The following is a 21,789-nucleotide window of genomic DNA, read 5'->3' on the forward strand; positions in this document are numbered from 1 at the left end:
TCAGGCCTTGCCGACCAGCGGTGCCCGGGCCCGCGCACCCAGGCGGCTCAACCATACCGACGCCAGGATGATCCCGCCGCCGATGAACAGCCGCCCCAAAGGCTCATGCTGGTTCCAGATCAGCAGGTTCAGCAACAGCCCCACCGGCACATGCAGGTTGTTCATCACCGCCAGCGTACCGCCCGAAACCAGGCATGCGCCCTTGTTCCACCAGTACAGGCCCAACGCCGTCGGGCACAAGCCAAGGAACAGCAACACCAGCCATTGCACATTTGTGCTTGGCAGGTGCTGGGCGTTGCCGAACAGCAGGAAGGCCGGCAGCACCACCAGCAAGGCGCCCAGGTAGAAGTAGCCAAAGCGTGCGTAGTGCGGCAGGTCGCTGGGGTTGCGGGCAACCAGGTGGCGGTACAGCACCTGGCCGGCGGCGTAGGTGAAGTTGGCCAGTTGCAGCAGCAGGAAGCCGATGAAGAACTCACCGCTGATGCTGTCGAAGCGGATCACCGCGGCGCCGGCTACGGCCACCAGCGCGGCCAGCAACGCCCACGGGTTGAAGCGCCGGTTCATGGCGTCTTCGATCAGCGTTACATGCAATGGCGTGAGGATGGTGAACAGCAGCACTTCCGGCACGGTGAGCACGCGAAAGCTCAGGTACAGGCAGACGTAGGTGATGCCGTACTGCAGCGCGCCGATCAGCAGCATCGAGCGCATGAAGCGCGGCTCGACCTGGCGCCAGCGGGTCAGCGGCAGGAACACCAGACCGGCCAGCAGGACCCGTACCAGCACGGCGAAATAACTGTCGACATGGCCAGCCAGGTATTCACCGATGAGGTTGAAGGAAAACGCCTGGATCAGCGCGACGATTATCAGGTAGCCCATGGTTGCCTCTCGTGAATCAAGGCCGCGACCTTAGCGGGTTGCGGGCTTTGTGTTCAACCATGAGGAATGTGGGGCTGTGCCGGCCTCTTCGCGGGCTTGCCCGCTCCCACAGGTATATCACCGCACCTGAGTCCTGTGATGTACCTGTGGGAGCGGGCAAGCCCGCGAAGAGGCCGGCACAGCCATCCACAAAACACCAGACATAAAAAAGCCCGGCCGTTGGCCGGGCAGGTACACCCAAAGGAGCAAAAACAGGTGTCAGGTTTGGGAATTCAGTAAGCCTCAGGCCACCGCCGCCAGCTTGGCCTTGGCCTGGTTGACGCCCTTCTCGTGGAACTCGCCACTCATGTTCAGGCCCTCGGCATGGATGAAGTCGACATCGTGAATGCCGATGAAAGCCATCACCTGGCGCAGGTAGGGTTCCTGGTGGTCGCTGCTGGCGCCGGCATGGATGCCACCCCGGGCTGTCAGCACGATGGCGCGCTTGCCGGTCAGCAAGCCTTGCGGGCCGGTCGGGGTGTACTTGAAGGTGATGCCGGCACGCAGTACGTGGTCCAGCCAGGCCTTGAGGGTGCTGGGGATGGTGAAGTTGTACATCGGCGCAGCCATTACCAGCACGTCCGCTGCCAGCAATTCATCAGTCAGTTCGTTGGAACGGGCCAGGGCTTCCAGTTCGGCGGCACTGCGCTGCTCTTCGGGCTTCATCCAGCCACCCAGCAGGTTGGCGTCCAGGTGCGGCACCGGGCTTACCGCCAGGTCGCGCACAGTGATCTGATCGGCCGGGTGGGCAGCCTGCCATTGCTGGATGAAATCACGGGTCAGCTGACGGGAAACGGAATCCTGCTGGCGGGCGCTGCTTTCGATGATCAGTACGCGGGACATGGGGTGCCTCCATCGGCAAAAAGGGTTGCGATTCGATGGAGGTGAGATTAAGGGTTGACCTATCGATAAAAAAGCGTAAAAAGTGGGTTCAACCTATCGATTTATCGGTTTATTCCGCAGTGCAACTCAAGGCGATCCGCAGTTTGATGATCTGCCGGTTGAATTTGGCGGTGACATCGACGCTTTTACCCGCCGGAACGTTCACCCGGCGTACCCTGGGTGCCTCCGGGCCATTGCGGAACGTCACCTTGCAGGCCGCCGGTACCTGCCCATAGTTGTTGAGGGTGATGGCGCCAATGTCGTAGGCCGTGTCATAGGCGGTGTAATCGAGCTTTACCCCGGTCAGTTCCTTCTCCACGTCGATAGGATAGGCCATGGCCCCCAGGGGCAGGCACAGCAGTATTGCCGCAAAACATTTCTTCATCGGCCGCTCTCCTTGAAAGAGCGCAGCTTAGGACAACAGGAGCGAAAGATGAAAGCGCCGCGCGTAACCCTTGACCAGTGGCGAACCCTGCAGGCAGTGGTCGATCACGGCGGGTTTGCCCAGGCCGCCGAGGCCCTGCACCGCTCGCAGTCCTCGGTCAGCTACACCGTGGCCCGCATGCAGGAACAACTGGGTGTGCCACTGTTGCGCATCGATGGCCGCAAGGCAGTGCTCACCGAGGCTGGCAACGTACTGCTGCGCCGCTCGCGCCACCTGGTCAAGCAGGCCAGCCAGCTCGAAGACCTCGCCCACCACATGGAGCAAGGCTGGGAAGCCGAAGTGCGCCTGGTGGTGGATGCCGCCTACCCCAGCGCCCGGTTGGTGCGCGCCCTGGCCGCGTTCATGCCACAAAGCCGCGGCTGCCGGGTGCGCCTGCGTGAAGAAGTGTTGTCTGGCGTGGAAGAAGTGATGCACGAAGGCATCGCCGACCTGGCCATCAGCAGCTACAGCATCGGTGGCTATCTTGGCGCCGAACTGAGCGCGGTGGAGTTCGTCGCCGTCGCCCACCCCGAGCACAGCCTGCACCGGCTGGGCCGCGAGCTCACCTTCCAGGACCTGGAAAGCCAGTTGCAGGTGGTAATCCGCGACTCCGGCCGCGCCCAGCCGCGTGACGTTGGCTGGCTGGGGGCCGAACAGCGCTGGACGGTCGGCAGCCTGGGTACCGCGGCTACCTTCGTCAGCAGTGGCCTGGGCTTTGCCTGGCTGCCCCGGCACATGATCGAGCGCGAGCTGCGTGAAGGCGTGCTCAAGCCGCTGCAGCTGGATCAGGGTGGCAGCCGCCACCCACTGTTCTACCTTTATTCGAGCAAAGAGAAGACCCTGGGCCCGGCCACGCAGATTCTCATCGACCTGCTGCGCAACTTCGACACCGCGCCACTGGACGTGCCCTTCGCAGCCCCCCCACAAGCCTGAGAGGACCGCGCCCATGGCCTATTTCGAACACGAAGGATGCGCACTGCATTACGAGGAATATGGCCAGGGCGAACCCTTGGTGTTGCTGCACGGCCTTGGCTCCAGCTGCCAGGACTGGGAGTTGCAGGTACCGGTATTGAGCCGTCACTACCGGGTGATCCTGATGGACATCCGTGGCCATGGCCGCTCCGACAAACCCCGTGACGGCTACCAGATCGCCACCTTCAGTGCCGACCTGCTGGCCCTGCTCGAACACCTGCACACCGGCCCCGTGCACTTCGTCGGCCTATCCATGGGCGGCATGGTGGGTTTCCAGTTCGCCGTCGACCACCCGCAGTGGCTGCGCAGCCTGTGCATCGTCAACAGCGCCCCCGAGGTCAAGCGCCGTAGCCGCAGCGACTGGGTCTGGTGGCTGAAGCGCTGGGGGCTGGCGCGCTTGCTCAGTGTCGAAACCGTCGGCAAGGGCCTGGCCGAGCGCCTGTTCCCCAAGCCGCACCAGGCCGAGTTGCGGCAGAAGATGGCCCAACGCTGGGCGCGCAACGACAAACGCGCCTACCTCAAGAGCTTTGACGCCATCGTCGACTGGGGCGTGCAGGAACGCATCGGGCAGATTCACTGTCCTACCTTGGTCATTGCCGCCGACCACGATTACACCCCGATACAACTGAAGGAGCGTTACGTCGCCCTGATGCCCCACGCCAGGCTGGTCGTCGTCGACGATTCCCGGCACGCTACGCCCCTCGATCAACCCGAGGTCTTCAACCAGACCCTGCTGCAATTCCTCGCAGCCGCCTCCACCTCTCAAGGATCTTTGAGCCCATGCTGAAAAAACTCCTGCTCACCGCCTGCTCGGTCGCCTTCGCCACCAGCGTCATGGCCTCCGACAAGACCCCGCACGTTGTGCTGGACACCAGCTTCGGCCAGGTCGAAATCGAACTGAATGCCGAGAAAGCGCCGCTCAGCACCAAGAATTTCCTGCAATACGTCGACAGTGGTTTCTATAACAACACCATCTTCCACCGCGTGATCCCGGGCTTCATGGTGCAAGGCGGCGGCTTCACCGACCAGATGGTGCAGAAGAACACCAACGACCCGATCAAGAACGAAGCCAGCAACGGCCTGCTGAACACCCGCGGCACCCTGTCGATGGCGCGCACCTCGGACCCGAACTCGGCCACCAGCCAGTTCTTCATCAACGTGGCCGACAACGACTTTCTCAACCCGGGACGTGACCGCGGCTATGCCGTATTCGGCAAAGTGACCAAGGGTATGGAAGTGGTCGACCAGATCGTCAACTCGCCGACCACCATCAAGAAAGGCATGCGTGATGTACCGGCCGACCCGGTCTACATCAAGTCAGCCAAACGCATCGACTGACCGCAGGGCTTCACAGGGACGTGAAACCGCCTGAGGGTCGGATGGAACAGGAGTGTCGTTACCCATGCTGTACCGCCGTTTCGAACAACTGATCGATATTTTTCGCGAAGCACCCAGTGAGTCGCCACCGACCACCGTGTGGCCGTTCTACCTGTATTACCTGCGCCAGGTATGGCCCAGTTTTCTTGCCCTGCTGGTGGTCGGGCTGTTCGCCTCGCTGATCGAGGTGGCCATGTTCAGCTACCTCAGCCGCATCATCGACCTGGCCCAAGGCACGCCCAATGCCAACTTCTTCAGTGAGCACAGTGGCGAGCTGGTCTGGATGCTGGTGGTGATACTGCTGCTGCGGCCGGTGTTCTTCGGCCTGCACGACCTGCTGGTGCATCAAACCATCAACCCCGGCATGACCAGCCTGATCCGCTGGCAAAACCACACCTACGTGCTCAAGCAGAGCCTGAACTTCTTCCAGAGCGACTTTGCCGGGCGCATCGCCCAGCGCATCATGCAGACCGGCAACTCGCTGCGCGACTCCGCCGTGCAGGCGGTGGACGCGCTATGGCATGTGCTGATCTACGCCATCACCTCGCTGGTGCTGTTCGCCGAGGCCGACTGGCGCCTGATGCTGCCGCTGCTGCTGTGGATCGGCGGCTACATCGCTGCGCTGTTCTACTTCGTGCCACGGGTGAAGGAACGCTCGGTGATCTCTTCCGACGCCCGTTCCAAGCTGATGGGGCGCATTGTCGATGGCTACACCAACATCGCCACCCTGAAGCTGTTCGCCCACACCGACTACGAGCAGCAATACGCCCGTGAAGCGATCCGCGAACAGACCGAGAAAACCCAGCTGGCGTCGCGGGTGGTCACCAGCATGGACGTGGTCATCACCACCCTCAACGGCCTGCTGGTGGTCACCACCACGGGCCTGGCGCTGTGGTTGTGGAGCCAGTCGCTGATTACCGTCGGCGCCATCGCACTGGCCACCGGCCTGGTGATCCGTATCGTAAACATGTCGGGCTGGATCATGTGGGTGGTCAATGGCATCTTCGAGAACATCGGCATGGTCCAGGACGGCCTGCAGACCATCGCCCAGCCGGTCACCGTCACCGACCAGCCCAACGCGCCGGCGCTCAAGGTCAGCCGCGGCGAGGTGCGCTTCGACGATGTCGATTTCCACTATGGCAAGGCCGCCAACGTGATCGAAGGGCTCAACCTGAACATCCGCCCTGGCGAAAAAATCGGTTTGATCGGCCCGTCCGGGGCGGGCAAGTCGACCTTGGTCAACCTGCTGCTGCGCCTGTACGACGTGCAGGGCGGGCGTATCCTCATCGACGGCCAGGACATTGCCCAAGTGAGCCAGGCCAGCCTGCGCGCGCAGATCGGCATGATCACCCAGGACACTTCGCTGCTGCACCGCTCGATCCGCGACAACCTGCTGTATGGCCGGCCCGGTGCCAGTGAGGGCGAGCTACAGGAAGCCGTGCGCCGGGCGCGGGCTGACGAGTTCATCCCACAGCTTTCGGACGCCCAGGGCCGCACCGGTTTCGATGCCCATGTGGGTGAGCGCGGGGTGAAGCTGTCGGGCGGCCAGCGCCAGCGCATCGCCATTGCCCGGGTGTTGTTGAAGAATGCACCGATCCTGATCATGGACGAAGCCACCTCGGCGCTGGACTCGGAGGTGGAGGCAGCCATCCAGGAGAGCCTGGAGACGCTGATGCAGGGCAAAACGGTGATCGCCATTGCCCACCGGTTGTCCACCATTGCGCGGATGGACCGGCTGGTGGTGCTGGACAAGGGGCGCATTGTCGAGAGCGGCAGCCACAGTGAGCTGCTGGAGCAGCAAGGGCTTTATGCCAGGTTGTGGCACCACCAGACCGGGGGGTTTGTCGGCGTCGACTGATTCCTGCACCGGCCTCTTCGCGGGCTCGCCCGCTCCCACAGGATCACCACAGGCCGTCAGAACTGTGCAATACCTGTGGGAGCGGGCAAGCCCGCGAAGAGGCCGGCACAGACAACACAAATCCCTCAGTCCCGGCGATAAGGCAACATCCCCCGCGCCTCTTCGGCGTAGGCCCTCACCCCGTCCCGCTCCTGCACGAGAAAATCCTCCACCGCCCGCCGCAACCCCGGGTGCAGCAGGTAATGCCACGACCGCGTCAACACCGGCTCAAACCCGCGCATCAGTTTGTGTTCCCCCTGCGCCCCGGCATCGAAACGCTGATACCCCTCGGCAATGGCAAACTCCATGCCCTGGTAGAAACACGTCTCGAAATGCAGCCGATCGAATTCATCCAGGCAGCCCCAGTAACGGCCAAACAGGCTGTCGCCCCCCACCAGGCTCAGGGCCATTGCCACATCACGCCCGCCCTGGCGAGCCATCACCACGCGTACAGCCTCAGGCATGCGCTCGGCCAGCAAACTGAAAAACTCGCGTGTAAGGTACGGCGCCCGGCGGCGCACCGCATAAGTGTTGGCATAACAGAGGAAGACGAAATCCCACTGGGCTTCATCCAGTTCATCACCTCGGTACCAGCGAAAATCAATGCCCTGCCCCGCCACCTGCTCACGCTCCTTGCGCATCTGCTTGCGCTTGCGCGAACTCAGGCTGTCGAGAAAATCCTGGAAATCGCGGTAGCCGCGATTCTGCCAATGGAACTGGCAACCCAGGCGCTCCATCCAGCCCGGCTGGGCTGCCAGTTGCGCGTCCAGCGCCGAGTCGGTGAAGTTGATGTGCGCACCAGAAAGCCCACCCTTGGCCAGATACTCGGGCAGGGCCTGCAACATCATCAAACCGTCAGCCGGGTCGGCGGCAAAAAGGCGCGGCCCGCTGACAGGGCTGAACGGCACGGCCCCCAACAGCTTGGGATAGTAGGCAATGCCGGCTCGCTCACAGGCATCGGCCCAGCCATGGTCAAACACATACTCGCCATAGGAGTGCCACTTGCGGTACGCCGGCATCAGTGCCCGCACCTGCCCCTCACGCTCCAGCACCAGGTGCTCGGCAGCCCAGCCCGTGCTGCGCTGCACGCTGGCGCTGTCCTCCATCGCGCTGAGAAAGGCATGGCGCAGGAACGGCTGGCCTGCGGGTACCAAGGCATCCCAGGTGGCCGCCGGAAGATCACGCAAATGGGCAAGGCTATACAGGCTGGTCACGGTTTTGGCTCGCTGTGTGAAGGCCTTCAGTATCCCTAAGGAAGGCCCGTCACTCAAATGACGAAAGCCAGGCTGATCCTTTTATTCTCAATTACTTAACAACAGTGCCACTAATTAGACATTAATCTGTCATTGGCCCCCGCAATACTTGCGCCTGTTTTCCGGAACCCCAGAACCTGTCTAGTCAGGCCCTTTCCGAAGACATGCCAACGCAGGGGCAGGCGCTTGAGCCTCCCCCATTTTTTTCAGTAGGGAGAACCTTATGCGTCTTGTTTCTACACTTACCGGAGTGAGCCTCACCGGCATGATGCTGGCTCTGAGCGCCCCGGCCAGTGCTGCTGTCGACGCCAAGCTGCTCGAAATGCTCCGCGCCAACGGCTCGATCAACCAGGCGCAGTACAACGAACTGCAGGGCGACCTGGCGAAAGAAACCAAGGAAAAGGCCGACCAGAAAGCTCAGTCTGAACGTATGAGCAACTTCGAACAAAAAGTGGCATGGGCCGCCAAGACCCAGATCAAGGGTGATGTACGCCTGCGCTACGAAGACGTCAACGTCGACAACCCGATCTCGCGCAGTGGCAACCAGGACCGTGAGCGCGTACGTGCCCGTGTCGGCTTCTACAGCGAGATCAACCCGCAGGTCGACGCCGGCGTGCGTGTGGCCACCGGCAGCAGCGCCGATGCCCGCTCGACCAACCAGAGCCTGGACAACTACTTCGAGAAGAAATCGCTGTGGGTCGACCTGGCCTACCTCGACTGGCACCCGACTGCCGTGCCAAACCTGCACCTGATCGGCGGCAAGATGAACCAGCCTTGGGTGAGCATGGGCGACATCATCTGGGACAGCGACATCAACCCGGAAGGCGTGGCAGCTACCTACAAGACCAACCTCGGCCCGGCCGAAGTGTTCGGCAGCATCGGCCACTACAACCTGAAGGACAACGTCGACGGCGACGGCGTGCAGTTCAAGCACGACGCGCAGCTGTACGCGGCCCAGCTGGGTACCAAGTTCAACGCGGCTGACACCGTCAAGGTTACCGTTGGCGGCAGCATCTACGGCTACGACAACGACAAGGCCTCGGCCGCCCTGCGTTCGCTGGGCAACACCACCGACGAGTTCAACCTGGTTGAAGGCTTCGGTCAGATCGACTTCACCGGCTTCGCCATCCCACTGTCGGCTTACGGCCAGTTCGTCAAGAACACCGAAAGCACCGACGGCAAGGACAAGGCCTGGCTGGCAGGTGTGAAGAGCAAGATCGGTGCCTGGAGCCTGGACTACAACTACCGCGACGTACAGCGTAACGGTGTAGTCAGCCTGTTCACCGACTCTGACTTCGGTAACGGCTTCACCGGTTCTCGTGGCCACAAGTTCAAAGTGGGTTACGAAATCGACAAGAACTTCGCCCTGGGCGCGGCCTACCTGATGGCCAAGACCGACTACTCCAACCTGCCGAACAGCGATGCTGACGTAGACACCCTGCAGGTAGACCTGGAAGCCAAGTTCTAAGCGACACCCTCCTCTGCTTCACTGTGAAGCGGGAAATGCCGACCCCATCCGGCGTTTCCCGCTTTTTTTTGCCTGGTAGAAATGCGCCGGCCTCTTCGCGGGCTTGCCCGCTCCCACAGAATCACCACAGATCTCAAGAACTGTGGAGTACCTGTGGGAGCGGGCAAGCCCGCGAAGAGGCCGGTACAGGCGCCAAAAAATTCAGCGTTTGCGCAGGATCACACTACCAATCGAATAACCCGCACCAAACGAGCTCAACACCCCCAGCGACCCCTTGGCCAGGTCATCCTGGTACAGGTGGAAGGCAATCACCGACCCCGCCGAACTGGTGTTGGCGTAACGGTCCAGAATCACCGGCGCATCTTCCTCGGCCACTTCACGCCCCAGCAGCTTCTTGACGATCAGGTGGTTCATGCTGAGGTTGGCCTGGTGCAACCAGAAGCGCTTCACATCGCTCGGTTGCAGGCCATTTTCCTGCAGGTGCTCACCGATCAGCTCTGCCACCTTCGGGCACACCTCGCGGAACACCTTGCGGCCTTCCTGGATGAACAGCTTGTCTGCCGCACCCTCGCCCTCTTCCGCCGCGCGGTTGAGGAAGCCGAAGTTGTTGCGGATGTTGTTGGAGAACTCGGTCCACAGCTTGCTGCTGACGATGTCGAACTGGTGCACCGAGGTGGCCTTGTCGGCACGCTCGAGCAACACGGCGGTGGCGGCATCACCGAAAATGAAATGGCTGTCGCGGTCACGGAAGTTCAGGTGGCCGGTGCACACCTCCGGGTTGACCATCAGCACCGCACGCGCCTGGCCCAGGGCCACACTGTTGGCGGCGGTCTGAATGCCGAACGTGGCCGATGAACACGCCACGTTCATGTCGAAGGCAAAGCCCTGGATGCCCAGCGCCTGTTGCACTTCGATGGCGATGGCCGGGTACGGACGCTGCAGGTTGGAACAGGCAACGATCACCCCGTCGACATCGGCAGCCGTGCGCCCGGCGCGCTCCAATGCCTGACGGGCAGCGGCCACGGCCATTTCACAGAGCACCGAGGGTTCGTCGTTGGAGCGTTCTGGCAGGCGTGGCTTCATGCGCTGCGGGTCGAGGATGCCGGCCTTGTCCATCACGAAGCGGCTCTTGATGCCCGAAGCCTTTTCGATGAACGCCGCGTCGGACACCGGCGCCGCTTCGATTTCACCGCGCTCGATGGCGGCGGCGTTGTCCTGGTTGAACTGCTGCGACCAGGCGTTGAACGAGGCCACCAGTTCTTCGTTGGAAATACTCTGGGCCGGGGTATACAGGCCGGTGCCGCTGATCACGACGTTATGCACGGTCGTTCCTCTGGTCAAAGGCCATCGCCACGGGGCGCTGGCTGGGATATGACAGGATTATGGCACTTTAGTACCAATTCAAGGGCGAGGGCTACGCCCTCGTTCGCGGGCACGCCCGCTCCCACAGGGGCCGTGCGCCGGCCCCAAATTGCACCAATATTGCCACATCTGTGGAAGTTTAGCCCTCCACCTGGCTCCACTGCTTGCTCAATCTTTTGTCGGAAATCGGCACCTTGGTCCCCAGCTGCTGGGCAAACAGCGACACCCGGTATTCCTCCAGCCACCAGCGGTACAAGGTCAGCTGTTCATCCCGCTTGCCCTCCTGGGCATGCTTGTCGGCACGGGCCTTGTACTGCGCCCACAGGTTGGCCAGTTCGCCGCTCCACACCCGGTCCTTCTGCACTTGCGAACCCAGTTTCTCCAGGCGCAATTCCACCGCCTTGAGGTAACGCGGCAACTCCTTGAACCACACCCCGGGCGTTTCACGCACAAAGCCTGGGTAAACCAGGTTGCCCAGCTGTTGCTTGATGTCGTTCAGCGCCACCGCCTGGCTGAGGTCGATCTTGCCCTTGAAGCGCTTTTGCAACCCATGCCACAGCTTCAGCACCTCCAGGGTCTGACGCGCCAGGCGCTCGGCGTGTTCGGCCCAGCTACCGCGCTTGCGCTCAGCCAGCCCGGCCAGGGCCGCGCCATCGCGTGGCAACGTCTGCTCACCTTCGAGGATGCAGCTGTCCAGGCTGGCCAGCAGGATGTCCTCGACCAGCGCCTCGACCCGGCCCATTTCGCGGTACAACAGGCCCAGTTCGGTCAGGCCCGGCAGTTTGCCACGCAGGAATTTGGCCGGCTCGGCCAACTGCTGCAACAACAGGCGCTGAAGCGCACGGCGGTGCTGGAACTCGGCTTCAGCCTGGGTCGAGAAACGCCCTTCGCGCACGGTGCCGCCCTCATCCACCAGCGCCGGGTACACGGTCATCGAAAGCCCCGCGATCTTCTGTTGAGCAGTCTGCTTCACTTCCGTGAAGGCCTTGGCCTGTACCGGCTGCTCGCTTTTGGCATCACGCGGCACGGCCAGCGCCGCCTGGCTGGCAGCGGCAAAGCGTGCCGTCAGCTCGGCAAGATCGCGGCCTTCGCCAAGGAACTTGCCCTGGCCATCGACCACTTCGATGTTCATGCGCAGGTGGCCTTCGACCAGCTGGATCGACTCTTCCCAAGCCTCGTCGGCCACGCGCGCCCCTGTCATGCGCAGCAACTCCTGGCCCAAAGCCTGCGGTAGTGCACCTTGGCCAAAGGTCATGCGTGCCAGCGAGGCCTTGACGAAGTCCGGTACCGGCACGAAGTTCTTGCGCAGGGCCTTTGGCAGGTTGCGTATCAGCGCCACGCACTTGGCTTCCAGCAGGCCCGGCACCAGCCATTCCAGACGCTCGCCCGGCAGGCTTGGCAGCAGCGGCGCCGGCACCCGCACCGTCACGCCGTCACGTGGGTGGCCGGGCTCGAAGTGGTAGCTCAGCGGCAAGCGCAGCTCGCCCACCTGCATGCTGTCGGGGTATTGCGCGGCGGTGACTTCACTGGCCTCGCGGGCCAGCACGTCTTCCTCACGCATGATCAGCAGGTTGGCGTCCTTCTGGCTGCCCATGCGGTACCAGCTGTCAAAGGTCGCGGTCTGGTGGATTTCCGCCGGCAGGCGCGCTTCGTAGAAGGCGTACAGCGTTTCCTCATCGGCAAGGATGTCGCGCCGGCGGGCCTTGGCCTCCAGCTCGTCGAGGTCTTCAAGCAGGCGTTTGTTGGCCGCCAGGCACTTGGCCCGCGACTGGATTTCGCCACCCACCAGGCCTTCGCGGATGAACAGCTCGCGCGAGGTGACCGGGTCGATCGGGCCGAAGTGCACCGGGCGGCGGCCGACCAGGATCAGGCCGTACAGGGTGATCTGCTCATAGGCCACAACCTGCCCGCGCTTCTTCTCCCAGTGCGGTTCGAAGTGGTTCTTCTTGACCAGGTGGCCAGCCAGCGGCTCGATCCAGTCAGGTTCGATCTTGGCGACCATACGCGCGTACAGCTTGGTGGTTTCGACCAGCTCGGCGGCCATCACCCACTGCGGGCGCTTGCGCCCCAGGCCCGACGACGGGTGCACCCAGAAGCGTCGCTGACGGGCGCCCTGGTAGTCGCCTTCTTCGGTCTTCTGGCCAATCTGGCTGAGCAGGCCGCTGAGGATGGCCTTGTGCATCTTCTGGTAGTCGGACGGTTCCTTGTTCACCGTCAGCTGCAGGTCACGGCAGATCAGTGCCAGCTGGCGATGGGCATCGCGCCACTCACGCAGGCGCAGGTAGTTGAGGAAGTTCTTCCGGCACCAACTGCGCAGCGGGTTGGCGGTCAGTGCCTGGCGCTGCTCTTCAAAGCCGCGCCACAAGTTGACCAGCGCGGCGAAATCAGAGTCCACATCCTTCCACTGCGCGTGCGCCTGGTCGGCGGCCTGCTGGCGCTCCGGTGGGCGTTCGCGCGGGTCCTGCACCGACAGCGCACTGGTGACGATCAGCACTTCCTGCAGGCTGCCCTGGCGAGCGCCCTCCAGCAACATGCGGCCCAGCCGCGGGTCGATCGGCAAACGCGCCAGCTGCCGCCCAAGCGGGGTCAGCTGGTTCTCGCGGTTGACCGCTGACAGCTCCTGCAACAAGTTGAAGCCGTCGCTGATGGCCTTGCCATCTGGCGGCTCGATGAACGGGAAAGCATCGATAGCGCCCAGGCGCAGGTGCAGCATCTGCAGGATCACTGCCGCCAGGTTGGTGCGCAGGATCTCCGGGTCGGTGAACGCGGGCCGGCTGTTGAAATCCTCTTCGCTGTACAGGCGTACGCAAATGCCAGGTTCCACCCGGCCGCAACGGCCTTTACGCTGGTTGGCACTGGCCTGCGACACCGCCTCGATCGGCAGGCGCTGTACCTTGGCGCGGTAGCTGTAGCGGCTGATGCGCGCGGTACCGGTATCGATCACGTAGCGAATGCCCGGCACAGTCAGCGAGGTTTCCGCGACGTTGGTGGCCAGGATTACCCGACGCCCGGTGTGCGACTGGAAAATGCGCTGCTGCTCGGCCGGTGACAGGCGTGCATACAGCGGCAGTATCTCGGTATGGCGCAATTGCGCCTTGCGCAGGATCTCGGCGGCATCGCGGATTTCCCGCTCGCCCGGCAGGAAGATCAGCACATCGCCCGGGCCCTTGCCTTCGCTGCGCTCGTGGTGCGCCAGCTCATCCAGGGTGGCGAGGATCGCCTGATCGACAGTGAGGTCGTCCTCGATCTGGTTGCCTTCCTCGTCCTGCTCGCTGGTCAGCGGGCGGTACCAGGTTTCCACCGGGAAAGTACGCCCGGACACCTCGATGATCGGCGCGCCGTCGAAGTGCTTGGAAAAACGCTCCAGGTCGATGGTCGCCGAAGTGATGATCAGCTTCAGCTCTGGCCGGCGGTGCAGCAGGGTCTTCAGGTAGCCAAGCAGGAAGTCGATGTTCAGGCTGCGTTCGTGGGCTTCGTCGACGATGATCGTGTCGTAGCGTTCCAGGAACCGGTCATGCTGGGTTTCGGCCAGCAGGATGCCATCGGTCATCAGCTTGACCAGGGTGTTGGCATCGCTCTGGTCTTCGAAACGCACCTGATAGCCGACCAGCCCGCCCAAGGGCGTGCCCAGCTCTTCGGCAACCCGTGTGGCAACGCTGCGCGCAGCGATACGGCGCGGCTGGGTATGGGCGATCAGGCCATGGCTGCCACGGCCCAGTTCCAGGCAGATTTTCGGCAGCTGGGTGGTCTTGCCCGAACCGGTTTCGCCAGCGATCACCAGCACCTGGTTTTCCGCCAGGGCCTTCTTGATTTCGTCACGTTTGGCGGCGATCGGCAGGTTGTCGTCGTAGCGCACGGTCGGCACGCTCTGTTGACGTGCAGTGACCTGGGCACAGGAGGCCTGGACCTTTTCCACCCACTGCGCCAGCTTGGCCTCGTCGGGGCGCTTGCGCAGTTCGTGCAGTTGCCGGCGCAGGCGATGGCGGTCGGCAATCATGGCGTGGTCGAGGTTTTGCAGCAGTTTGTCGATGGCGTGGTCAGTCATGGGGCTTTTTAGTGATGCAGGTGGGCCTGCTTTTTCATGATCGGCATTCGAAGGATGCGCGATTGTCGCAGATTTGCCGATTCTCTGCTGCCTGTGCCTGCCTCTTCGCGGGCTTGCCCGCTCCCACAGGTCCCCCACAATTTTCAGGCTGGAGGTAATCCTGTGGGAGCGGGCAAGCCCGCGAAGAGGCCGGCACAGGCAACCAAATGTTTAGCCAGCAACGATGTAAAGGTTGCCATTCACTGCTTTAATCAACCTTACGCCGCATGTGAGTATCAAAGGCATGACTCCCGCCCAGCCCATCGCCCCACCGTCTTCCCGCCCTTCGCTAGCGAAGGCCCGGAGCCGTGCCGGTGAGAATCCGCTGGTGCACATCATCCTCGCCTTCTGGGCCCTGTGGCACTGCCGCCACGCACGCCCACCAGACACCTCGCTCACGCCATTGTGACCAAACCCGGCCATCGCCTGGCCGTTTGACTCAACTGGACCGCGCTTGTTGCGCGAAGTCCTGTGCGCCCGTGAGCGAATTCATCATGCACTTTGCACCTGTAGAGCAGGCTAGCCGTTTCCTGGCTGACAACCCCGATATCGAGCTGTTCGAACTGTTCATCCTCGACGCCAACGGCGTACCCCGCGGCAAGCTGCTGCACCGTGACGAACTGCTGGCCGTGTACCAGACCGGCCGGCCGCTGCCCAGCACCATCCTTGGCCTGACCCTGAACGGCGACGACGTGGAAAACTCCGGCCTGGTGTGGGACGTGGGCGACATCGACTGCCGCGCCTACCCGCTGGATGGCAGCCTGGTGCGCCTGCCCTGGCGGCGTGTGCCGACCGCCGCCGTGCAGGTCAGCATGCACCCCAGCGAAGGCCTGCCAGCCAGCGTCGCCGACCCGCGCCACGTGCTGCTGCGCACCATTGAAGCGCTGAAAGCCGACGGCTACCACCCGGTGATGGCCTGCGAACTGGAGTTCTACCTGCTCGACCAGCAGCGTGACGCCCAAGGCCGCCCGCAACCGGCACTGGACAATGATGGCGGCCGCCCGCGCAGCACCCAGGTCTATGGCCTGCGTGAACTGGAACAGATCGAACCGTTCCTCGCCGACCTGTACGCCGCCTGCAAGGCCCAGGGCATCCCGGCACGCACGGCGATTTCCGAATACGCACCCGGTCAGGTTGAAATTACCCTTGAGCACGGCGACGCCCTGCAGGCCATGGACCAGGCCGTGCGCTACAAGCGCCTGGTAAAAGGCGTGGCCCATGCCCATGGCATGCAGGCCTGCTTCATGGCCAAGCCGTTTGCCAACCTGGCCGGTACCGGCATGCACATGCACCTGAGCCTGGCCGACAGCCACGGCAACAACCTGTTCGCCAGCGAGGACAAGGCCGGCACCCCGCTGCTGCGCCAGGCCGTAGCCGGCATGCTGCGCCATCTGCGCGACTCGCTGCTGCTGTTTTGCCCCAACGCCAACTCGTTCCGCCGCTTCCAGGCCAACAGCTATGCCCCCCTGGCGCCGACCTGGGGCGTGGACAACCGCACCGTGAGCCTGCGCGTGCCCGGTGGCCCGGCCAACAGCCGGCATGTGGAGCACCGCATCTGCGGCGCCGATGCCAACCCTTACCTGGCTGCTGCGGCGATTCTTGCCGCCAGCCATCGCGGCATCCGCGAACAGCTGGACCCAGGCACACCGGTGCAGGGCAACGGCTATGCCCAGGCCACCGAGCACCTGCCCACCGACTGGCTGACTGCCCTCGACGCCCTGCAGCACTCCCATTGGGCCCTCGAAGCATTGGGCGAAGACTTCCTCGGCGTGTACCTGAAGGTCAAGCGCGCCGAGTATCGCCAGTTCATGGCCGAAGTCAGCGAGCAGGACTGGCGCTGGTACCTGCACCAGGCCTGAGCCCCTACCTAACAAGGAACACCCATGAACGCAGCATTGAACAAAGGCCCGGCGCAGCGTGCGCCGTCCTACTACAGCGCCACCCTGAACGACCACACCGAGTACCCGCAGCTAAAGGGCACGGTGCAGGTTGACGTGGCCATCATCGGCGGCGGCTTCACCGGCGTGGCCACGGCGGTGGAACTGGCCGAGCGTGGCCTGAAAGTGGCCATTGTCGAAACCAACCGCATCGGCTGGGGCGCCAGCGGCCGCAATGGTGGCCAGGTCACTGGCAGCCTGTCGGGCGACGAAGCCATGCGCTCGCAAATGCGCAGCCACCTGGGCGCCGAGGTCGACGATTTCATCTGGCACCTGCGCTGGCGCGGCCACCAACTGATCGAGCAGCGCGTAGCGCGCTATGGCATCGACTGCGACCTCAAGCACGGCCACCTGCATGCGGCGATGAAGCCCTCGCACCTGAGCGAGCTGCGCGCTTTCGAGGCCGAGGCCCAACGCCGTGGCATGGGCGAGCAGGTGCAATTGCTCGACCGCGCAGCAGTGGCCGAGCACCTGCAAAGCCCGCTGTACCTGGGCGCCCTGAAGAACCTGCGCAACCTGCACCTGCACCCGCTCAACCTGTGCCTGGGTGAGGCCCGCGCTGCCCACAGCCTGGGTGCACTGATTTTCGAGAACTCCGAAGTACTGGACATCGTCCACGGCCCACGCCCGGCGGTGGTCACCGCCCATGGGCGGGTCGAGGCACGCCAGGTGATGCTGGCTGGCGATGTGTACCACAAGCTGGAAAAGCGCCAGCTCAAGGGCAAGATCTTCCCGGCCATGGGCGGCATTGTCACTACCGCGCCGCTGGGTGAGCTGGCCGAGCAGATCAACCCGCAGGACCTGGCGGTGTACGACTGCCGCTTCGTGCTGGACTACTACCGCCTCACGGCCGACAAGCGCCTGCTGTTTGGCGGTGGCGCCAATTACTCGGGCAAGGACTCACGCGACATCGAAGGCGAGCTGCGCCCGTGCATCGAACGCACCTTCCCGGCGCTCAAGGGCGTGCCGATCGAGTTCCAGTGGAGCTGCGCCATGGGCATCGTGGTCAACCGCATTCCGCAGTTGGGCAAGCTGTCGGACAACGTGTGGTATTGCCAGGGGTATTCGGGGCATGGCATTGCCACCAGCCACATCATGGGCGAGATCATGGCCGAGGCCTTGACCGGCACGCTGGAGAAGTTCGACACCTTTGCCCAGTGCAAGCATGTGCGGGTGCCTATGGGGGACTTGCTGGGCAACCCGCTGCTGGCGGCGGGTATGTGGTACTACCAGATGCTTGAGAAACTGCGCTGAAGTATTCGCGGGCACGCCCGCTCCCACAGGTACAGCGCAGCCCTCTGGCTCGGCGCAATACCTGTGGGAGCGGGCGTGCCCGCGAAGAGGCCTGTCATGTCGATCAGGCGATCTTCTTCAAGCCCTGCTTCTTCAGCTCTTCATCACGCAGCTCGCGGCGCAAAATCTTGCCCACGTTGGTGGTTGGCAACGAATCACGGAACTCGATCATGCGCGGTACCTTGTAGCCGGTAACGTTGGCACGCATGTGCTCCATCACCTGCTCCTTGGTCACGGTCATGCCCGGCTTGACCACGATGAACACCTTGATCACTTCACCCGACTTCTCGTCCGGCACACCAATGGCCGCGCATTGCAACACGCCCGGCAAGGCCGCCAGCACATCTTCCAGTTCGTTCGGGTACACGTTGAAGCCCGAGACCAGGATCATGTCCTTCTTGCGGTCGACGATGCGCATGTAGCCATCCGCCTGGATCAGCGCAATGTCACCGGTCTTCAGCCAGCCTTCGCTGTCGAGGATTTCGGCGGTGGCGTCTTCACGCTGCCAGTAGCCCTTCATCACCTGCGGGCCCTTGACGCACAGCTCGCCCACTTCGCCAAGCGGCAGCTCATTGCCGGCGTCGTCGATGATCTTGCACAGGGTCGACGGCACCGGAATGCCAATGGTACCCACCTGGTTGGCCTCTGCCGGGTTCACCGCCGCCACCGGGCTGGTCTCGGTCATGCCGTAGCCTTCACAGATGGCGCAGCCGGTAACGGCTTTCCAGCGTTCAGCCACGCTCAGTTGCAGGGCCATGCCACCCGACAGGGTGATTTTCAGCGCCGAAAAGTCCAGGGCACGGAACGCCTCGTTGTTGCACAGGGCAACGAACAGGGTGTTGAGGCCGACAAAGCCGCTGAACTTCCATTTGCCCAGCTCCTTGACCATGGCCGGCAAGTCACGCGGGTTGCTGATCAGCACGTTGTGGTTGCCGATCAGCATCATGGCCATGCAATGGAAGGTAAAGGCATAGATGTGGTACAGCGGCAGCGGGGTGATGAGGATTTCGCAGCCTTCATGCAGGTTCGACCCCATCAGCGCCCGGCACTGCAGCATGTTGGCCACCAGGTTGCGATGGGTCAGCATCGCGCCCTTGGCCACGCCGGTGGTGCCGCCGGTGTACTGCAGCACGGCCACGTCGTTGGCCTGCGGGTTGGCCTCGGTCACCGGCTGGCCCTTGCCCAATGCCAACGCGTCGTTGAAGCGTATGGCACGCGGCAAGTTGTAGGCCGGTACCATCTTCTTCACGTACTTGATCACGCTGTTGATCAGCAGGCGCTTGAGCGGCGGCAGCAGGTCGGCCACTTCGGTGACGATAACGTGCCTGACCTGGGTCTTGGGCACCACTTTTTCAGCCAGGTGGGCCATGTTGGCCAGGCACACCAGGGCCTTGGCGCCGGAGTCGTTGAACTGGTGCTCCATTTCCCGCGCGGTATAAAGCGGGTTGGTGTTGACCACGATCAGCCCGGCGCGCATGGCACCGAAGACCGCGACCGGGTATTGCAGGACATTGGGCAGTTGCACGGCAATGCGGTCACCCGGCTTGAGGTCGGTATGCTGCTGCAACCAGGCGGCAAACGCCCCCGACAGCGCATACAGCTCGCCATAAGTGATAGTCTTGCCCAGGTTGCTAAAGGCCGGTTTGTCGGCAAAGCGTTGGCAGGATTGCTTGAGTACTGCCTGGATATTGGGGAATTCGTCAGGATTGATTTCCGCCGTAATCCCGGCTGGGTACTTATCCTTCCAAAAATGTTCGATCATGGAAGCCCACTCCTTCAGCAACAGCGAAGTTCGATTGGCGCGTCTATGCGCTTATTATTGATATGAGACGGTGGTTCGTTGCAAACCGGATCATCTGAAAGCGGCCCGAGAGTAACAGCTTTGTTTGGGGTCGCCTAGAGGCCACAACAGGCCTTGCAGTCACAAAAATGACTCAATGAACAATACAGGTCATTTTTAGAGTATTTAACTTAAAGCGGCAAGCTTCAAGCTTCAAGCGGCAAGATAGAGCGTGCTCAAGGCTCTAGCTCGCCGCTTGAAGCTTGAAGCTTGAAGCTTGAAGCTTGAAGCTCGAAGCTCGAAGCTCGAAGCTAATTCAAGCTATATCACGCAATTCCCGCCGCAGGATCTTGCCCACCGGCGTCATCGGCAGCGACTCACGCAGCACGATGTGCTTGGGCACCTTGTAGCCGGTGAAGTTGGCCTTGCAGTAGGCCTTCAGCTCTTCCACGCTCAACCCGCCCTCGCGCGGCACCACGAACAGCTTCACCGCCTCGCCGGAGCGCTCGTCCGGCACGCCGATGGCTGCACAGTTGGCAACCTTGGGGTGGCCCATCACTACATCCTCGATCTCGTTGGGGTACACGTTGAAACCCGAGACGATGATCATGTCCTTCTTGCGGTCGACGATACGGGTGAAGCCGTCCGGGTCGATGATGGCGATATCACCCGTCTTGAACCAACCGTCTGCATCCAGCGCCTGAGCCGTGGCTTCAGGTTGCTGCCAATAGCCCTTCATCACCTGCGGCCCCTTGATGCACAACTCGCCCCGCTCGCCCAACGGCAGCTCGTTGCAGTCATCATCGATCACCTTGAACGCGGTACCGGCCACCGGGATGCCCACCGTACCCAGGCGCGCCAGCTTGCCGTAGGGGTTGGTGCTGGCCACCGGCGAGGTTTCAGTCAGGCCGTAGCCTTCGACGATGCGGCAACCAGTAAGCGCCTCCCAGCGTTCGGCGGTGGCCTTGACCAGCGCGGTGCCGCCGGAATTGGTGACCTTGAGGGCGGAGAAGTCCAGCTGGCGGAAACCGGGATGGTCCATCAGCGCTACGAACAGGGTGTTCAGGCCTAGCAACGCAGAGAACCGCCACTTGCCCAGCTCCTTGATGAAGCCGGGGATATCCCGAGGGTTGGTAATAAGCACGTTGTGGTTGCCGGTGACCATCATGCACATGCAGTTCGCGGTGAAGGCATAGATGTGGTACAGCGGCAGCGGTGCGATCATGACCTCCTGGCCATCCTTGAGCAGCTTCTGCCCATCGGGGCCGTGCTGCGAGAAACAGGCCAGCACCTGCAGCATGTTTGCCACCAGGTTGCCGTGGGTGAGCATGGCGCCCTTGGCCAGGCCCGTGGTGCCACCGGTGTACTGCAACACGGCGATGTCGCCCAGGCTCAGGGGTACCGGTTTGGGTGACTGCCCGCGGCCTTGGCGCAGCACCTGCTTGAACGATAGTGCCTGGGGCAGGTGATAGGCCGGCACCATCTTCTTGAGCTTGTCGACCACGGTGTTGATCAGCCAGCCCTTGGCGGTGGGCAACAGGTCGCCCATTTTTGCCTCGATCAGGTACTCGATGCCGGTGTCGGGCAGCACCTCCTGCACACGCTTGCCGAACATGTTCAGGTACACCAGCGCGCGTGCACCGCTGTCCTTGAACTGGTGGCGCATTTCGCGCTCGGTGTACAGCGGGTTGGTGTTGACCACGATGAGGCCGGCGCGCATGGCACCGAAGACGGCGATCGGGTATTGCAGCACGTTGGGCATCTGCACCGCGATGCGGTCACCGGGCTTGAGCGTGGTGTGCTGCTGCAACCAGGCCGCGAAGGCTGCCGAGTGGCGCTCCAGCTCTGCGTAGGTCAGGGTCACGCCCAGGTTGCTGAATGCCGGGCGGTCGGCAAAGCGCTTGCAGGAGCGCTCGAACACCTCGACGACCGAGGCGTAGGCATTGATATCGATGGTGGAAGGCACGCCCGCCGGGCGCTTGTCATTCCAGAAGTCGGCTTGCATTTATTATTGTTCCTCTGCCTGGACCTGCACTGCGTCCTTTAGTCCACTACCTGATCGCCCACGGGCGAAAAGGCGTTGATCCGACGTTAGCAGGTAAGTCCAAGGTGGCATACACGCCAAGTGCCGCCATTAACATTGTG

At 62.7% G+C, this 21,789-nt stretch carries 15 protein-coding genes; 7 read left to right on the top strand and 8 right to left on the bottom strand.

What is annotated here, in order from left to right; translation table 11 throughout:
• From ACIQUI_RS12570 to ACIQUI_RS12580, 3 genes are all read right to left on the bottom strand, one after another.
• A complete protein-coding gene (locus ACIQUI_RS12570; protein ID WP_403198741.1) occupies positions 1–876 on the bottom strand; it encodes a carboxylate/amino acid/amine transporter in 876 nt (291 codons plus the stop codon).
• Positions 877–1,158: 282 nt separating this feature from the next.
• The gene (locus tag ACIQUI_RS12575; protein WP_060497486.1) at positions 1,159–1,758 is read right to left on the bottom strand and encodes an FMN-dependent NADH-azoreductase; all 600 of its coding nucleotides are present in this window, start codon (positions 1,756–1,758) and stop codon (positions 1,159–1,161) included.
• Between the two features lie 109 nt (positions 1,759–1,867).
• Positions 1,868–2,182 carry a 3-phosphoglycerate kinase gene (locus tag ACIQUI_RS12580; RefSeq protein ID WP_403198742.1) on the bottom strand — a complete coding sequence of 105 codons (315 nt, stop codon included), beginning with the start codon at positions 2,180–2,182 and terminating at the stop codon, positions 1,868–1,870.
• A 48-nt stretch (positions 2,183–2,230) separates the two neighbouring features.
• Here ACIQUI_RS12580 and ACIQUI_RS12585 point away from each other — a divergent pair, with 48 nt between their 5' ends.
• The 4 genes from ACIQUI_RS12585 to ACIQUI_RS12600 all read left to right on the top strand — a co-directional run bounded on the left by ACIQUI_RS12585 (position 2,231) and on the right by ACIQUI_RS12600 (position 6,428).
• Positions 2,231–3,154 carry a LysR substrate-binding domain-containing protein gene (locus tag ACIQUI_RS12585; RefSeq protein ID WP_391125288.1) on the top strand — a complete coding sequence of 308 codons (924 nt, stop codon included), beginning with the start codon at positions 2,231–2,233 and terminating at the stop codon, positions 3,152–3,154.
• Between the two features lie 13 nt (positions 3,155–3,167).
• Positions 3,168–3,980: an alpha/beta fold hydrolase gene (locus ACIQUI_RS12590; RefSeq protein WP_403198745.1), complete on the top strand. Its 813-nt coding sequence runs from the start codon at positions 3,168–3,170 to the stop codon at positions 3,978–3,980.
• Positions 3,974–4,531, top strand: a complete 558-nt coding sequence (locus ACIQUI_RS12595) for a peptidylprolyl isomerase (protein WP_403198747.1) — start codon at positions 3,974–3,976, stop codon at positions 4,529–4,531. The genes ACIQUI_RS12590 and ACIQUI_RS12595 overlap by 7 nt, the downstream gene beginning before the upstream one ends.
• A 64-nt stretch (positions 4,532–4,595) precedes the next feature.
• Positions 4,596–6,428: an ABC transporter ATP-binding protein gene (locus tag ACIQUI_RS12600; protein WP_403198749.1), complete on the top strand. Its 1,833-nt coding sequence runs from the start codon at positions 4,596–4,598 to the stop codon at positions 6,426–6,428.
• Between the two features lie 125 nt (positions 6,429–6,553).
• On the opposite strand, the gene ACIQUI_RS12605 is transcribed toward ACIQUI_RS12600, so the two are convergent.
• Entirely contained in the window at positions 6,554–7,681 is a 1,128-nt protein-coding gene (locus ACIQUI_RS12605) for a GNAT family N-acetyltransferase (protein WP_403198751.1), read from the bottom strand.
• A gap of 262 nt (positions 7,682–7,943) precedes the next feature.
• On the opposite strand from ACIQUI_RS12605, the gene ACIQUI_RS12610 reads away from it, so the two are divergent.
• Positions 7,944–9,188, top strand: a complete 1,245-nt coding sequence (locus ACIQUI_RS12610; protein ID WP_391125273.1) for a putative porin — start codon at positions 7,944–7,946, stop codon at positions 9,186–9,188.
• A gap of 201 nt (positions 9,189–9,389) precedes the next feature.
• Here the strand turns inward: ACIQUI_RS12610 and ACIQUI_RS12615 are convergent, their stop codons facing one another.
• Together ACIQUI_RS12615 and hrpA are read right to left on the bottom strand one after the other, a co-directional pair.
• Positions 9,390–10,511 (bottom strand): beta-ketoacyl-ACP synthase III, encoded by a 1,122-nt coding sequence (locus ACIQUI_RS12615; RefSeq protein ID WP_403198754.1) that lies wholly within the window; start codon positions 10,509–10,511, stop codon positions 9,390–9,392.
• A 178-nt stretch (positions 10,512–10,689) separates the two neighbouring features.
• Positions 10,690–14,595, bottom strand: coding sequence for an ATP-dependent RNA helicase HrpA (gene hrpA, locus ACIQUI_RS12620; protein ID WP_403198757.1), 3,906 nt, complete (start codon positions 14,593–14,595; stop codon positions 10,690–10,692).
• Between the two features lie 533 nt (positions 14,596–15,128).
• On the opposite strand from hrpA, the gene ACIQUI_RS12625 reads away from it, so the two are divergent.
• On the top strand, positions 15,129–16,493 hold the full coding sequence (locus ACIQUI_RS12625; RefSeq protein ID WP_403198843.1) for a glutamine synthetase family protein: 1,365 nt from the start codon (positions 15,129–15,131) through the stop codon (positions 16,491–16,493).
• A 24-nt stretch (positions 16,494–16,517) separates the two neighbouring features.
• Positions 16,518–17,825, top strand: coding sequence for an NAD(P)/FAD-dependent oxidoreductase (locus ACIQUI_RS12630; RefSeq protein WP_403198760.1), 1,308 nt, complete (start codon positions 16,518–16,520; stop codon positions 17,823–17,825).
• Between the two features lie 103 nt (positions 17,826–17,928).
• Here the strand turns inward: ACIQUI_RS12630 and fadD1 are convergent, their stop codons facing one another.
• A complete protein-coding gene (gene fadD1 / locus ACIQUI_RS12635) occupies positions 17,929–19,626 on the bottom strand; it encodes a long-chain-fatty-acid--CoA ligase FadD1 (protein ID WP_403198762.1) in 1,698 nt (565 codons plus the stop codon).
• A gap of 334 nt (positions 19,627–19,960) precedes the next feature.
• Entirely contained in the window at positions 19,961–21,649 is a 1,689-nt protein-coding gene (fadD2, locus tag ACIQUI_RS12640) for a long-chain-fatty-acid--CoA ligase FadD2 (RefSeq protein ID WP_403198765.1), read from the bottom strand.
• Between the last annotated feature and the right edge of the window lie 140 nt (positions 21,650–21,789).

The sequence above is a fragment of the Pseudomonas sp. NPDC090592 genome (genome assembly GCF_044769185.1).
In the GTDB taxonomy this organism is placed as follows: Bacteria; Pseudomonadota; Gammaproteobacteria; order Pseudomonadales; family Pseudomonadaceae; genus Aquipseudomonas.